A 14,461-nucleotide genomic window follows, 5' to 3' on the forward strand; every position below is an offset into this window, starting at 1 on the left:
ACGATCGGGGCATGACCGCACGTTCCCGCACGGCCGCCCTGTTCCTGGCTTCCGCCGTCGTTCTGACCACCGCAGCCTCCACCGGCAGCGCGCTCGCCGCGCCCGCCCGGTCCTCCCTGGACGGGGTGTGGCGCATGGACGGCTACGGCACGGTCGTCTCCGTCGAGGACGGGGGACGCAGGCTGCGGACGTACGACACCACGGACGTCAGCTGCCTGCCGGGCTTCCGCGACGCCGCCCGGACGACCGCCCCGGGCACCTTCCAGCAGGACGGGGACGCGCCGATCACGGTGACGGCACAGGGCCGCGACCGGGCGGTGCTGACCTTCGGCGACAACGTCGGGCACCGTACGCTGCGCCGCCTGCCCGCGCTGCCGGCCGAGTGCCGGGACACCACCGCAAAAGCTGACAATCTCCGCGTCTTCGACGTCTTCTGGCAGACCTACGCCGAGAACTATCCCTTCTTCGCTCAGAAGGGGATCAATTGGAAGGACGTCCGCGAGAAGTTCCGCCCGCGTGCCGCCGCCGCTGCCGACGACAAGGCCCTCTTCGAGGTCCTGAAGGGCATGATCGAGCCGCTGCACGACGGCCACACGGGCATCGTCGCCGACCCCGGGAAGCCGGAGGGGCGCTTCGGCGGCCACCGCGAGGACACCACGATCCCCGGCCGTGACGGCGTGCTCCGGATGGACAAGGCGGTCAAGGAGAGCGTGGGCGTGCCCGAGGCCCGGTGGCGCACCTGGGGCGACGGCCGCATCTCGTACGCCGAACTGCCCGACCGCACGGGCTACCTGCGCATCACCGGATTCCAGGACTACACCGAGGACGGCGGCTACGCCGGGGACAGCGCGGCCATCGACCGCGCCCTGGACGAGGTCTTCACGGCCGACCGCACCCGCGGCCCCGGCGCCCTGCGCGGCCTGGTGCTCGACCTGCGGTTCAACGGCGGCGGCTCCGACCGGCTCGCCCTGCGCGTGGCGGAGCGGCTGACGGACCGCCCCTACCTCGCGTACCTCAAGCACGCCCGCAACGATCCGCGGGACCCGCGCAAGTTCACGCCCGAGCAGCCCATAACGGTCACCCCGCACCGCGGGCCCGTCTACACCGGCCCCGTGGCCGTGCTCACGGGGCGGCTGACCATCAGCGCGGGCGAGACGCTCACGCAGGCCCTCATGGGCCGCACGCAGCCCACGCAGCGGATCGGCGAGAACACCCAGGGGTCGTTCTCCGACACCCTGGAGCGGCGGCTGCCCAACGGCTGGCGGTTCATGCTGCCGAACGAGGAGTTCCTGAGCGCACGGGATCACCGGACGACCTACGACATCACGGGCATTTCCCCGGATGTCGCCACGCCCGTCTTCACGGAGGAGGAGTTCCGCGCCCACCGCGACTCGGCCCTCGCCGAGGCGCGGAAGTTCGTGGCCCGCTCCCACCGCTGAGGCCCGCCCGGCGAGGCCGGTCGTACGGCAGAATGCCGCCGCGACCGGCCCGCCGGGGCCGGCTCAGTGCGGCGCCCCGCGCCACCCCGCCACCGGCAGGGCGAACTTCGCCACCAGGCGGTCCGTGAAGGACGCGTGGTGCAGCCGCGCCAGGCGCACCGGCACCGCCCCCCGCCGCACCTCCACCCGCGCCCCCGCGGGCAGCTCCACCGTGCGCCGGCCGTCGCACCACAGGACCCCGTTCGGGGTCTGCGGCTGGACCTCCACCGCGAGGACCGAGTCCGGGGCGGTGACCAGCGGCTTGGCGAACAGCGCGTGGGCGCTGATCGGCACCATCAGCAGCGCCTCCACCTCGGGCCACACCACGGGGCCGCCCGCCGAGAACGCGTAGGCCGTCGACCCGGTGGGCGTCGCGCACACGACGCCGTCGCCGCCGAAGCGCGACACCGGGCGCCCGTCGACCTCGGTGACGACCTCCAGCAGCCGCTCGCGCGCGGCCTTCTCCACGGACGCCTCGTTCAGCGCCCAGTCGGTGTGCACCACGTGCCCGTCGGTGCGCACCAGGACGTCGAGCGTCATCCGCTCCTCGACCTCGTACTCCCGCGTCACCACCCGGTCCACGACCTTGTCGAGGTCGTCCCGCTCGGCCTCGGCGAGGAAGCCGACCCGGCCGAGGTTCACGCCCAGCATCGGCACGCCGGAGCGCCGCGCGAACTCCGCGCCGCGCAGCAGCGTGCCGTCGCCGCCGAGGACGACGAGGAGCTCGCAGCCCTCCAGGACGTCCGAGCAGTCGGGGCCGGCCTCGACCAGCTCGACCGCGGACGGCAGCGGCAGGTCGGCCGCCTCCTCGGCGAGGACCCGCACGCCGATGCCGCAGCGCAGCAGCCCCTGGACGACGAGTTCGGCGCTGCGGATGGCCGCCGGGCGGCCCGTGTGCGCGAGCAGGAAGACGGTGCGCTTCCCTCCGTCGTCCATCCCGCAGCCCCCCTGTGCCGCCGCTGCTGCCTGTGCCCCTGCCTGTGCTGCCTCTGATGGTGCTTCTGAAGTCGTCAACGCGGCCCCTCCGCCACTGCACGGTCAACGTCCGCCGGGTCCAGTTCGGGCGCTCCGGCGCGCAGCCACAGAAAGTACTCGACGTTGCCCGAGGGACCGGGCAGCGGGCTCGCGGTCACGCCGAGCACGCCCAGCCCCAGCTCGGCGGCGCGGGCCGCGACCGCGCGCACCGCATCGGCCCGCAGCTGGGTGCTGCGCACGACCCCGCCGCTGCCGAGCCGCTCCTTGCCGACCTCGAACTGCGGCTTGACCATGAGCACCAGGTCGGCGTCGGGCGCGGCGCAGCGCACCAGCGCGGGCAGGACGAGCCCGAGCGGGATGAACGACAGGTCGCCGACGACGAGGTCGACGGGGATGTCGTCGATCTGCTCCGGCGTCAGCTCGCGGACGTTCGTGCGGTCCTTCACGGTGACCCGCTCGTCGCTCTGCAGCGACCAGGCGAGCTGCCCGTAGCCGACGTCGACGGCGACGACGTGCGCGGCGCCGGCGCGCAGCAGGACGTCGGTGAAGCCGCCGGTGGACGCGCCGGCGTCGAGGGCGCGGCGGCCCTCGACCTTCAGCCCGCGCGGGACGAAGGCGGCGAGGGCGCCGGCGAGCTTGTGGCCGCCGCGGGAGACGTAGTCGGGGTCGTTCTCGTCCTGGGTGACGACGACCGCGGCGCTGATCTCGACCTGGGTCGCCGCCTTGGTCGCGACGGCGCCGCCGACGGTCACCCGGCCCGCCGCGATGAGCTGGCTCGCGTGCTCGCGCGAGCGGGCGAGTTTACGGCGCACGAGCTCGGCGTCGAGTCGGCTGCGTCGCGGGCGGGTCACTGCCACGGGTGGTTCAGCTCCTGGTGTCGTACGAAGCGGGGGCGCCCGGGGCCGCGGGTGCCCCGGACGGGCCGGGGCACCGGTCGAGCGCGCTCAGCGCCTCCCGCAGGCCCCGGTGTACATCCTCGTACACCTCCAGGTGGCCGCTCGCGGCGAGGTGGTCGGCGTCCGCCAGCCGGACGAGCTGCGCGTCGACTGCGGGGTCGCCGGTCGGGGTGCGCACGACGCCGAGCGGCAGCGGACCGGGCCCGCCGGCCTCGCCGGCCCCGGCCGTCTCCGGACCCGCAAGAGCCTCCGGACCCGCAAGAGCCTCCAGGTCCGCAAGAGCCTCCGGGCCCCCGGGAATCTCCCGGCTCGCAGGAGTCTCCCGGTCCGCAGGAGTCTCCCAGTCCGCAGGAGTCATCGCATCGCTCATGGCTCCGACGCTACCCCGGAACGGCGCCTCTGCGGCGTACGCGACCTGCTGCGGTACCGTCCCTGGTGATGGCGACGATCGAGGAGTGCCGCGCCGCACTCGACAGACTGGCGGAGAACCTCGCGGGGGCGAAGGGCGAGCTCCGCGACGCGGCCACGCCCGACCGCTCGCTCAGCTGCCACATCACCGACCTCGACGTGACCTTCACCGGCCACCTCGTGGGCGGGCACATCCAGGACGTCGAGACGCAGCAGGGCACGCCCGAGCGGCGGGCGGAGATCGCGCTGACGACGGCGGGCGACGACCTGGTGGCCCTGGTGGACGGCCGGCTGAACTTCGCAAAGGCGTGGGCAGCCGGCCGGGTCAGGGTCCAGGCGAGCCTGCGCGACGTCCTGCGGCTGCGGTCCCTGCTGTAGCCGCCGCTCCGGCCGCGCTCACTTCTGCGGCGCGGCGGCCGCCGCCCTGGACCGGCGTGCCGCCGGAACCACCAGCGGCGTCCCCGTCTCCGGGTCGTCGATGACCTGGCAGCGCAGCCCGAACACCTGCTCCACGAGCTCGGCGGTGACGATGTCCCCCGGCGCGCCCTGGGCGACGACGCTGCCGTCGCGCATGGCGATCAGGTGGGTGGCGTAGCGCGCGGCGTGGTTGAGGTCGTGGAGGACGGCGACGAGGGTGCGGCCCTGCTCCTCGTGGAGCTGGGCGCACAGGTCGAGCACCTCGATCTGGTGCTGGATGTCGAGGTACGTGGTGGGCTCGTCCAGCAGGAGCAGCGGGGTCTGCTGGGCGAGGGCCATGGCGATCCAGACCCGCTGGCGCTGGCCGCCGGAGAGCTCGTCGACGTGCCGCTCGGCGAGGGCGTCCACGCCGGTGGCGGCCATGGACTCGGTGACGATCCGCTCGTCCTCGCGCGACCACTGCCGCAGCAGGCCCTGGTGAGGGTAGCGGCCGCGGGCGACGAGGTCGCCGACGGTGATGCCGTCGGGCGCGATGGAGGACTGCGGGAGCAGCCCGAGCGTGCGAGCGACCTGCTTGGCCGGGTAGGAGCCGATGGCGGCGCCGTCGAGCAGGACGGATCCCGCGGCGGGCTTGAGCATCCGGGCCAGGGCGCGCAGCAGGGTCGACTTGCCGCAGGCGTTGGGGCCGACGATGACGGTGAACGACCGGTCGGGGATGGCGACCGAGAGGTTCTGGGCGATGACCCGCTGGTCGTAGGCGAGCGTGACGGATTCGGCCGTCAGTCGGCTCATGGTGCTGTCTCCTTGGTGAGGGGGTCGTCTCCGTCGTGCTGAAGGTCCGAGGGTCTGAAGGGCGTACGGGATGCGCTGCTCACACCCGGCCCGCTGTGCGTTCTGCGCGTTCGCCGCTCACACCCGGCCTGCCTTGCGCTCCGTGAACAGCAGCCACAGCAGATAGCAGCCGCCGAGCATCCCGGTCAGCGCGCCGACGGGCAGCTTGTCGGCGCCGAAGAGCCGCTGCGAGGCCCAGTCGGCGCCGACGAGCAGGGCGGCGCCCATGACCGCGGAGGCGAGGAGGTTGGGGCCGGGGGCCCGGGTCAGCCGGCGCGCGAGCTGCGGCGCGGCGAGGGCCACGAACCCCACGGGCCCGGCGGCGGCCGTCGCGGCGGCGGTGAGCAGCACGGCGGCGGCCATCACCACGAGCCGGGTGCGCTCGGCGCGCACCCCGAGGGCGTGGGCGGCGTCGTCGCCCATCTCCAGCATGCGCAGGGCCCGCCCGTGCCCGAGGACGAGGGGCAGGAGCACGGCGACCGCGCACAGCAGGGGCCACACCTGTGCCCAGTCGCGGCCGTTGAGCGAGCCGACCATCCAGATCATGGAGCGGGTGGCGTCCACGAGGTCCGCCTTGGTCATCAGGTAGTCGCGCAGGCCGGTGAGGACGGCGGCGGCGCCGATGCCGACGAGCACGAGGCGGTAGCCGTTGATGCCCTTCTTCCAGGCCAGCAGGTAGACCGCGAGGCCGGTGCCGATGCCGCCGGCGACGGCGCCGGCCGCCACGGCGAAGGGGTCGCCGTGGAAGAGGACGATGACGACGAGCGCACCGGCCGCGGAGCCCTGGCCGAAGCCGATCACGTCCGGGCTGCCCAGCGGGTTGCGGGAGACGGACTGGAAGACCGCGCCCGCCAGCCCGAGGGCGGCGCCCGCGAGCAGGCCCACCAGGACGCGGGGCAGGCGCAGGTCGTGGACGACGATGTCCTGTGCGGGGGTGCCGCCGCCGGCGAGTGTCCGCAGGACATCGGCGGGCGACATGGGGAAGTCGCCGGTGGCGATGAGGGCCACGGAGGCGGCCGCCGCGAGGACCAGGAGCAGCAGGACGACGAGGGCGGCGCGGGCGTCCACGCGCAGGGAGAGCCCACCGCCGGTGCGGATGGTCCGCGTCGTGCGCACCGTGCGCATCGTCCGTGTCGCCGATGTGGTCGGCGTCGTCTGTGCAGTCGGTGCCGTCTGTGTCGTTCGTGCGGGCGAGCTCACTGCTGGGCCACCCTCCGGCGCCGTACGAGGTGGATGAAGACGGGCCCGCCGACGACGGCGGTGACGATGCCGGCCTGGAGCTCCCCGGGCCGGGCGACGACCCGCCCGGCGATGTCCGCGCCGAGCAGCAGCACGGGCGACAGGACGGCCGCGTACGGCAGGATCCACCGCTGGTCGGGGCCGGTGAGGGCGCGCACGAGGTGCGGGACGATCAGGCCGATGAAGACGATGGGCCCGCAGGCGGCGGTAGCGGCGCCGCACAGCAGGGTGACGGCGGCCATCGCGAGGACGCGGGTGCGGGCGGGCCGGGTGCCGAGCGCGCGGGCGCTGTCGTCGCCGAGCGCCATGGCGTTCAGGGGCCGGGCGAGGGCCAGAGCCAGCAGCACGCCGGCGGCGATGAAGGGCAGGACCTGCCGGATGACGTCCGCGGTGGCGGAGGCGAGGGAGCCGACGGTCCAGAAGCGCATCCGGTCGAGCGCGGCGGAGTCCATCAGCTGGACGGAGTTGACGTAGCCGTAGAGCGCGTACGTCGCGGCGGTGCCGGCCAGGGCGAGCCGTACGGGCGTGGCGCCCCGGCTGCCGCCGAGGACGTGGACCACGACGGAGACGACGGCCGCACCCGCGAGGGCGAACCACACGTAGCCGCCGGGCGAGCTGACGCCGAGGAAGGTGATGGCGGATACGACGGCCGCCGCGGCGCCCGCGTTGACGCCGAGGATGCCGGGTTCGGCGAGCGGGTTGCGGGTGAGGGCCTGCATCACGGCGCCGGCGAGCCCGAGGGCGGCGCCGGCGAGCAGGCCGAGCAGCGTACGGGGCAGCCGCACCTCGCGCACGATGACGCCGGCCTCGCCGTGCGCGTCGTCGAACAGCCCGTGCCAGACCTGGTCCAGCGGCAGCGGCTTGGCGCCGACGGCGACGCTCGCGACGGCGACGAGCAGCAGCAGACCGGTCGCCGCGAGCAGCCCGGCCGCCCGCGCGGCATTCCGCTTACGGCTTGCCGGGGGTATCTGCGGCGGCTGCGGACCGGTGTCCGCCGGGGGCTCGGGGGGACTGTCAACCAACACGACCCTTAGGTTAGCCTACCCTTAACTCCCCCCGTTCTTGCCTCATTCTTGAGAGAAGCGCACCACCATGAGCACCCCCCGCACCTCCACCAGCTCCTTCATGTCCCGCCGCGGTCTGCTGGCCGCGGGCGGCGCCCTCGGCGCGGGTGCCCTCCTGACGGCCTGCGGGGGCGGCTCGAAGGGCTCCTCGGACGGGGACTCAGATTCCGCTTCGGGCCCGTGGAGTTTCAAGGACGACCGCGGCGAGACCGCGAAGGCCGAGCGCACCCCGAAGAAGATCGTCGCCTTCACCGGCACCGCCGCGGCCCTGCACGACTTCGGCGTCGAGTGCGTCGGCGTCTTCGGCCCGACCACCCGCAAGGGAGGCGAGCCCGACCCCCAGGCCGGCGACCTCGACATCGCCAAGCTGACCGTCCTCGGCAACGCCTGGGGCGAGTTCAGCGTCGAGAAGTACGCGGCCCTCTCCCCCGAGCTGCTCGTCACCAACATGATCCAGGGCACCGAGCTCTGGTACGTCCCCGAGGAGAGCAAGAAGAAGATCCTCGGCTTCGCCCCCAGCATCGGCATCAACGTCACCAAGGTCTCCCTGACCCAGGTCATCGGACGCTACGCCGCACTCGCCGACTCCCTCGGCGCCGACCTCAAGGCGAAGGCGGTCACCGACGCCAAGGACCGCTTCGAGAAGGCCTCCGAGACCCTGCGCAAGGCCGCCCGGGACAACAAGGGCCTCAAGGTCCTCGCCGCCTCCGGCTCCGCCGACCTGCTCTACGTCTCCGACCCCGGCGTCTACGCCGACCTCGCCTACTTCAAGTCCCTCGGCGTCGACTTCGTCGTCCCCGACAAGGTCACCGGCGGCTTCTTCGAGAGCCTCAGCTGGGAGAACGCCGGCAAGTACCCCGCCGACCTGATCCTCCTCGACAACCGCACCGCCGCCCTCCAGCCCAAGGACCTCGCCGACAAGCCCACCTGGGCCGGACTGCCCGCCGTCAAGGCCGGCCAGATCAGCCCCTGGCTCAGCGAACCGCGCTACTCCCACGCCGGGTGCGCGCCCCTCGTCGAGGCCCTCGCCGAGGCCGTTCAGAAGGCCAAGAAGGTCGCCTGACCGCCCGACAGGCCCAACCCCGGCGCCTGACAGGCGCACCCGAGCGAAAGGGAAACACCCCCATGGCCGGCACCACCCTCCCGTACCGCTTCTTCGACCTGGAGGTGCTCCGCACCGAGCGGATCAGCCCCGCCATGATGCGGGTCACCTTCGGCGGCAAGGAGCTCCGCGACATCGTCACCGGCGGCCGCGACCAGCGCTTCAAGCTGTTCCTGCCGCAGGCCGGCCAGGACCGCCCGGTCCTGCCCGAGAACCTCGACGAGACCTGGTTCACCGAATGGCGCGCCCAGGACCCGGCCGTACGGGCCTTCATGCGCACCTACACCGTGCGGGACCTGCGGCAGGAGCCGGACGAGATGGACGTCGACTTCGCCGTGCACGGCGACGCCGACGGACACGGCGGCCCGGCCACGAACTGGGCCCAGGCCGCGCGCCCCGGCGACGGCGTCACCGTCCTCGCCCCCGTCGTCGAGGACAACGGCGGCGTCGACTTCCAGCCGCCCGCCGGCACCGACTGGGTCCTGATCACCGCCGACGAGACGGCGCTGCCCGCCGTCGCCGGCATCCTCGCCTGGCTGCCGGCAGGCACCCCGGCCAAGATCTGGATAGAGGTCCCCCACCCGGAGGACGTCCAGGACCTGCCCACCGACGCCGCCGCGGAGATCACCTGGCTGGTACGGGGCGCGGCGGAGCCCGTCCTGAGCGCCGTCCGCGCGGCCGACCTCCCCGACGGCACGCCCTACGCATGGCTCGCCGGAGAATCCGGCACGGTCCGCGGCCTCCGCCGCCACCTGGTCAACGACCGCGGCATCGACCGCCGCACGGTGACGTTCACGGGCTACTGGCGCCGGGGAGCAACGGAGGAGGACCTGCTGGCGGAGCTGGCCTGACGGCAAGTGGCAAGCCCGTCCCGGCACCAACTCGGCTCGTCCCTGCACCAACCAAGCCCGTCTGGGGGCACCTCCCAGCGGTAGCTGGGGGAGTTTGAGGACGAGCGCGTTCAGCGCGATACGGGGGTCCGGGGGCTTGCCCCCGGTTTCGGGAAGTGGGGGTGCCCCCTCTGGGGGCGGGTCAGGGGAAAACCCCCACCCGCCCCAGCCACGGTCACAGCCCCAGCCGGGCCACCACCTTGCCCGAGTCCAGCTCGCAAACCCCGTCCCCCGCAGCGGTCCACGCGACAGCACAAAGCGCCCGGAGCCCATCCACCGGCTCCCCCTCCCCCGCGAGGACGAGCGCATCACCGTCGACGGAGGCAGTCCACCCCCCGCACCGGAACCCGTCCCCCACCGCCACAACCTCCGGCTGAGGAACCAGCAGCCCCCGCAGATCCTCGGCCACATACGTGGGCCGGTGCTCCGGCCGCGCCGCGACCAGCTGCGCGGCCGTCGTCACGCCGGTCAGCACCAGCAGCGAGTCCACCCCGCCCACGTGCGCGCCCTCGATGTCCGTGTCGAGCCGGTCGCCGACCACCAGAGGCCGCTCCGCGCCGGTCCGCAGCACCGTCTCGCGGTGCATCGGCGGCAGCGGCTTGCCGGCCACCTGCGGCGTCGCGCCCGTGGCTATCCGTACGACCTGTACGGCCGCGCCGTTGCCCGGCGCGATGCCGCGCCCGCTCGGAATCGTCAGGTCCGTGTTGGACGCGAACCACGGCAGGCCCCGCGCCACCGCGTACGACGCCTCCATCAGCCGCGACCAGGGCATGTCCGGCCCGCCGTAGCCCTGGGCGACGGCCGCGGGGTCGTCGTCGGCCGACTCCACCGGCACCAGCCCGCGCTCGCGCAGGGCCACCCGGAGTCCCTCGGCGCCGATCACCAGCACCCGGGACCCGGTGGGCAGCTGCTCGGAGATCAGCCGCGCCACGGCCTGGGCGGAAGTGATCACGTCGGACGCCTCGGCGGGCACACCCAGCTCGGTCAGGTGTCCGGCGACCGTCTCCGGCGTCCGCGCGGCGTTGTTCGTCACGTAGGCGAGGTGCATCCCGCCCTCGCGGGCCGTCCCGAGCGACTCGACGGCGTACGCGATGGCCTCCCCGCCCGCGTACACCACGCCGTCGAGATCGAGCAGCGCCGTGTCGTAGGCCTCGCTGAGGGCACGCTCGCTGCCGTCGGGCCGCGTACGGGCGGTCTGATTCATGCTGTACTCGCTCCTTGTGCTGTACGTCTCTTCCACGATCATTGCTCACAGGGCCGTGAGACATAACATTTCCCAATGAGCACTCCAGGCCGAGCAGGGAAAGCAGGGCAAGGACTCCAGCTCGCCCCCTTCCGTGGGCTGCGTTATGTCCCGGAGCGGGTCGGCAGCCTCGCCGCCGTCACCTCGCCACCGTACGACGTCGTCGTACGGCCCGACGGGTTGCGTCACCTGGAGACCGCCGATCCGCACAACATCGTCAGGCTGATCCTCCCCCAGGCGGCGAGCGCCGCGGACCGGCACCGGCTGGCCGCGGACACCCTGCGCCGCTGGCAGGAGGAGCACGTCCTCGCCGCCGACCCCGAGCCCGCCCTCTACGTGTACGAGCAGCACGGCGGCGGCATACTGCAGCGCGGCCTCATCGGCGCCCTCCGCCTCAGCCCCCGCGAGGAGGGCGTCGTCCTCCCGCACGAGGACGTCATGCCGCACATCATCGAGGACCGCGCGGCCCTCATGCGCGGCACCGGCGCCAACCTCGAACCGCTGCTCTTCTCCTACCGCGGCAACGGCAGCACGACCGGCGCCGCGGCCGTCATCGACCGCGTCACCGGCACCGAACCGCTGCTGTCCACGACCACCGACGACGGCTACGCCCACCGCCTGTGGTCCATCACCGACCCGCACGACCTCGAAGCGATCGGCAAGGACCTCTCCCAGCAGCACGCGCTCATCGCCGACGGCCACCACCGCTGGGCCACCTACCTGCGCCTGCGCGCCGAGCAGCCGGCCCCCGGCCCCTGGGACTTCGGTCTCGTCCTCCTCGTCGACACCGCCCGCTACCCGCTGCGCGTACGGGCCATCCACCGCCTGCTGCACCGGCTTCCGGTCGCCGAGGCCCTGGAGGCCCTGGAGGGCTCCTTCCGGGTGCGCACGATCGACGGACCGCTGCCGGAGGCGCTCGACGCGCTGACGGAGGCGTCCGAAGCGTCCGCGTCATCCGGGGCGCCCGGAGCGGCGGGGAACGCCTTCGTCCTGGCGGGCGACGGCCGCTTCCACCTCCTCGACCGCCCGGACCCGGACCTGCTGGCCCGTGTGGTTCCCGCCGACCGCCCGGAGGCCTGGCGCACGCTGGACGCGACGGTCCTGCACTCGGTGCTGCTGGAGCACATCTGGAAGGTGCCGGACAACCCCGAGAACATCAGCTACATCCACGAGACGGCCGCGGCCGTCAAGCAGGCCGAGCGGCACGGCGGCACGGCGGTGCTGATGCACCCGGTCAAGGAGGACGTCGTCCGGGAGCTGGCCGAACAGGGCGTGACCATGCCCCGCAAGTCCACGTCGTTCGGCCCCAAGCCGGCGACGGGCCTGGTGCTGCGGAGCCTGGCCCTGAACTGACGCAAGAGCCGGCGGAAGAAACGAAAAGGGCGGCGTCCCGGTACGAGGTACCGGGACGCCGCCCTCTACGTCAGCGATCAGCTCTTGTCGCCGTCGGCCTTCGGCGCCTCGGCGACGTCGCCGGACTCCTCGGCCTCCTCAGCAGACTCCTCAGCGGACTCCTCGACGGCCTTCTCAGCCGACTCGGGGGCCTCGGAGACCTCAGAGGCCTCAGAGGCCTCAGAGGCCTCGTCAGCGTCGGAGTCCTCCAGGGCGTCCGTGAACTCGACGCCGTCCAGCTCGGCGAGGCGGTCGGAGGCGTCCGTCTGGCCGCCCTGGTCCGCTTCGAGGGCCTTGGCGAACCACTCGCGGGCCTCGCTCTCGCGGCCGACCTCCAGCAGCGCGTCGGCGTACGCGTAGCGCAGGCGCGCGGTCCACGGCTGGACCGAGCTGGAGGCGAGCTCCGGGCTCTGCAGCGTCACGACGGCGGCCTCGGCCTGACCCATGTCCTTGCGGGCACCGGCGGCGACCAGGCGCATCTCGACCTGGCCGGCCTTGTCGAGCTTGTTGACCTCGGGCTCGCCGGCCATGGCCAGCGCGCGCTCGGGGCGGCCCATGCCGCGCTCGCAGTCGGCCATCACGGGCCACAGCTCGACGGAACCGGTCATCCGGCGGGCGGCGCGGAACTCGGCGAGCGCCTCGGAGTACTTGGCCGTCGCGTACGAGGCGAAGCCGGCGGCCTCGCGCACCGCGGCGACGCGCGAGGCGAGACGCAGCGCGATCCGCGAGTAGGCGTAGGCCTGCTCCGGGTCCTCGTCCAGCAGGTTGGCGACCATGACGAGGTTGCGGGCGACCTCCTCGGCGAGGCCCTTCGGCAGGCTCATGAGCTCCTGCCGCACGTCCGCGTCGATCTCGTCACCGGTGATGTCGTCCGGGATCGGCAGGCGCTTCACCGGCTCGCGGTCGCCACGGTCCCGGTCGCGCTCGTCACGGCCGCCGCGGTAACCACCGGAACGGTCGTCCCGGCCACCCCGGTAGCCGCCGCCACCCTGCCGGTCGTCACGGAACGAGCGGCGCGGGCCGCGGTCGTCACGGCGCTCGTCGCGGCCGCCGCGGAAGCCGCCACGGTCGTCATCGCGGCGCGGGCCACGGTCATCGCGACGGTCGTCACGGCGGAAGCCACCGCGGTCGTCGTCACGACGGGGACCGCGCTCGTCGTCGCGGCGGAAGGAGGGACGCTCGTCGCGGCGCGGGCCGCGGTCGTCGTCACGGCGGAAGGACGGGCGGTCGTCACGGCGGAAGCCGCCACGGTCGTCGTCGCGACGGGGGCCGCGGTCGTCACGACGCTCGTCACGACGGAAGGACGGACGCTCGTCACGGCGCTCGTCACGGCCGCCGCGGAAGCCGCCACGGTCGTCATCGCGGCGCGGGCCGCGGTCGTCACGACGCTCATCGCGACGGAAGGACGGACGCTCGTCGCGACGGAAGCCACCGCGGTCGTCGTCGCGACGGGGGCCGCGGTCGTCACGACGCTCGTCACGACGGAAGGACGGACGGCTGTCGCGACGGTCGTCACGGTCCTCACGGCGGAAGCCACCGCGCTCGTCGTCACGGCGCGGGGCGCGGTCGTCACGGGGGAAGGACGGACGCTCGTCACGGCCGCCACGGAAACCGCCGCGGGGACGGTCGTAGCCACCGCGGTCGTCGCGGCGCGGGCCACGGTCGTCGTCACGGCGGAAGGACGGGCGGTCGTCGCGACGGCCGAAGCCACCGCCGGCCGGGCGTCCGCCACGGTCGTCGTCACGGCGCGGGCCGCGGTCGTCACGACGGAAAGCGGGGCGGTCGTCACGACGGTCGTCGCGGCCGCCGCGGAAGCCGCCGCGGTCGTCGTCGCGACGGGGACCGCGGTCGTCACGGCGCGGGCCACGGTCGTCATCGCGGCGGAAGGACGGGCGGTCGTCACGGCGGCCGAAGCCACCGCCGGCCGGGCGTCCGCCACGGTCGTCGTCACGGCGCGGGCCGCGGTCGTCACGGCCACCGCGGAAACCACCGCGGTCGTCGTCACGGCGGAAAGAGGGGCGGTCGTCGCGACGGCCGAAGCCGCCACCGGCCGGACGCCCGCCACGGTCGTCACGGCGGGGGCCGCCGCGCCGGTCGTCGCCGCGGTCGTCACGCCGGTACGCCGGTCGGTCGTCGCGGCGGGAACCGCCGCGGTCGCCACCCGAACGATCGTCGGGGTAGTTGGTGGGCATCGACGTGACTCCTCTGTCTTCGGGTACCGCAGTCATTCTCGCGCAACCGGACGGCCGGCGCGCTTCGGCAGAAATACAAAAAAGGACCCTTGGTCCCAGCGTGAACGCTGGGACCAAGGGTCCTTGAAATATTGTTCGGCGGCGTCCTACTCTCCCACACGGTCCCCCATGCAGTACCATCGGCGCTGAAAGGCTTAGCTTCCGGGTTCGGAATGTAACCGGGCGTTTCCCTAACGCTATGACCACCGAAACACTATCGGTTTCGAGCGAACAAGCACACTTTTCAATTAAGTGGTTCTGCTCAAACCAGCAACTGTTCGTTGCTTCAGAACTA

The 14,461-nt window shown here is 73.4% G+C and carries 13 protein-coding genes, 1 rRNA gene and 1 pseudogene; 5 read left to right on the forward strand and 10 right to left on the reverse strand.

The window, feature by feature from the left end; all coding sequences use genetic code 11:
• Nucleotides 1-11: 11 nt before the first annotated feature.
• A complete protein-coding gene (locus NQU55_RS22970) occupies nucleotides 12-1,439 on the forward strand; it encodes a S41 family peptidase (RefSeq protein ID WP_168095714.1) in 1,428 nt (475 codons plus the stop codon).
• Between the two features lie 63 nt (nucleotides 1,440-1,502).
• Here NQU55_RS22970 and NQU55_RS22975 read toward each other — a convergent pair whose 3' ends face one another.
• From NQU55_RS22975 to NQU55_RS22985, 3 genes are all read right to left on the reverse strand, one after another.
• Entirely contained in the window at nucleotides 1,503-2,414 is a 912-nt protein-coding gene (locus NQU55_RS22975) for an NAD kinase (RefSeq protein WP_168095713.1), read from the reverse strand.
• A 74-nt stretch (nucleotides 2,415-2,488) separates the two neighbouring features.
• Complete coding sequence (locus tag NQU55_RS22980; protein WP_168095716.1) at nucleotides 2,489-3,304, reverse strand: TlyA family RNA methyltransferase; 816 nt, start codon at nucleotides 3,302-3,304, stop codon at nucleotides 2,489-2,491.
• 13 nt (nucleotides 3,305-3,317) lie between these two features.
• A complete protein-coding gene (locus NQU55_RS22985; RefSeq protein ID WP_240976893.1) occupies nucleotides 3,318-3,719 on the reverse strand; it encodes a hypothetical protein in 402 nt (133 codons plus the stop codon).
• A 68-nt stretch (nucleotides 3,720-3,787) separates the two neighbouring features.
• Between NQU55_RS22985 and NQU55_RS22990 the strand changes: the two genes are divergently transcribed.
• A complete protein-coding gene (locus NQU55_RS22990; RefSeq protein ID WP_168095712.1) occupies nucleotides 3,788-4,135 on the forward strand; it encodes a sterol-binding protein in 348 nt (115 codons plus the stop codon).
• A gap of 18 nt (nucleotides 4,136-4,153) precedes the next feature.
• Here NQU55_RS22990 and NQU55_RS22995 read toward each other — a convergent pair whose 3' ends face one another.
• The 3 genes from NQU55_RS22995 to NQU55_RS23005 all read right to left on the reverse strand — a co-directional run bounded on the left by NQU55_RS22995 (nucleotide 4,154) and on the right by NQU55_RS23005 (nucleotide 7,212).
• Entirely contained in the window at nucleotides 4,154-4,966 is an 813-nt protein-coding gene (locus NQU55_RS22995) for an ABC transporter ATP-binding protein (RefSeq protein WP_256791045.1), read from the reverse strand.
• Nucleotides 4,967-5,083: 117 nt separating this feature from the next.
• Nucleotides 5,084-6,130, reverse strand: coding sequence for a FecCD family ABC transporter permease (locus tag NQU55_RS23000; protein WP_168094722.1), 1,047 nt, complete (start codon nucleotides 6,128-6,130; stop codon nucleotides 5,084-5,086).
• A gap of 71 nt (nucleotides 6,131-6,201) precedes the next feature.
• On the reverse strand, nucleotides 6,202-7,212 hold the full coding sequence (locus tag NQU55_RS23005) for a FecCD family ABC transporter permease (protein ID WP_256791050.1): 1,011 nt from the start codon (nucleotides 7,210-7,212) through the stop codon (nucleotides 6,202-6,204).
• A 124-nt stretch (nucleotides 7,213-7,336) separates the two neighbouring features.
• Between NQU55_RS23005 and NQU55_RS23010 the strand changes: the two genes are divergently transcribed.
• Nucleotides 7,337-8,371 carry an ABC transporter substrate-binding protein gene (locus tag NQU55_RS23010; protein WP_168094724.1) on the forward strand — a complete coding sequence of 345 codons (1,035 nt, stop codon included), beginning with the start codon at nucleotides 7,337-7,339 and terminating at the stop codon, nucleotides 8,369-8,371.
• Nucleotides 8,372-8,433: 62 nt separating this feature from the next.
• A complete protein-coding gene (locus NQU55_RS23015) occupies nucleotides 8,434-9,261 on the forward strand; it encodes a siderophore-interacting protein (RefSeq protein ID WP_168094725.1) in 828 nt (275 codons plus the stop codon).
• Nucleotides 9,262-9,475: 214 nt separating this feature from the next.
• Here NQU55_RS23015 and NQU55_RS23020 read toward each other — a convergent pair whose 3' ends face one another.
• Nucleotides 9,476-10,504, reverse strand: coding sequence for an HAD hydrolase-like protein (locus tag NQU55_RS23020; RefSeq protein WP_168094726.1), 1,029 nt, complete (start codon nucleotides 10,502-10,504; stop codon nucleotides 9,476-9,478).
• A 75-nt stretch (nucleotides 10,505-10,579) separates the two neighbouring features.
• Between NQU55_RS23020 and NQU55_RS23025 the strand changes: the two genes are divergently transcribed.
• On the forward strand, nucleotides 10,580-11,896 hold the full coding sequence (locus tag NQU55_RS23025; protein WP_168094727.1) for a DUF1015 domain-containing protein: 1,317 nt from the start codon (nucleotides 10,580-10,582) through the stop codon (nucleotides 11,894-11,896).
• Nucleotides 11,897-11,973: 77 nt separating this feature from the next.
• On the opposite strand, the gene NQU55_RS23030 is transcribed toward NQU55_RS23025, so the two are convergent.
• From NQU55_RS23030 to rrf, 3 genes and pseudogenes are all read right to left on the reverse strand, one after another.
• A complete protein-coding gene (locus tag NQU55_RS23030; RefSeq protein ID WP_256791051.1) occupies nucleotides 11,974-12,774 on the reverse strand; it encodes a tetratricopeptide repeat protein in 801 nt (266 codons plus the stop codon).
• A 63-nt stretch (nucleotides 12,775-12,837) separates the two neighbouring features.
• Nucleotides 12,838-14,226: pseudogene (locus NQU55_RS37155) on the reverse strand (hypothetical protein); the annotation flags it as partial.
• 34 nt (nucleotides 14,227-14,260) lie between these two features.
• Nucleotides 14,261-14,377, reverse strand: a 5S ribosomal RNA gene (rrf, locus tag NQU55_RS23040).
• Nucleotides 14,378-14,461: the final 84 nt, after the last annotated feature.

This window comes from Streptomyces telluris (assembly GCF_024519335.1).
Taxonomy (GTDB): domain Bacteria; phylum Actinomycetota; class Actinomycetes; order Streptomycetales; family Streptomycetaceae; genus Streptomyces; species Streptomyces telluris.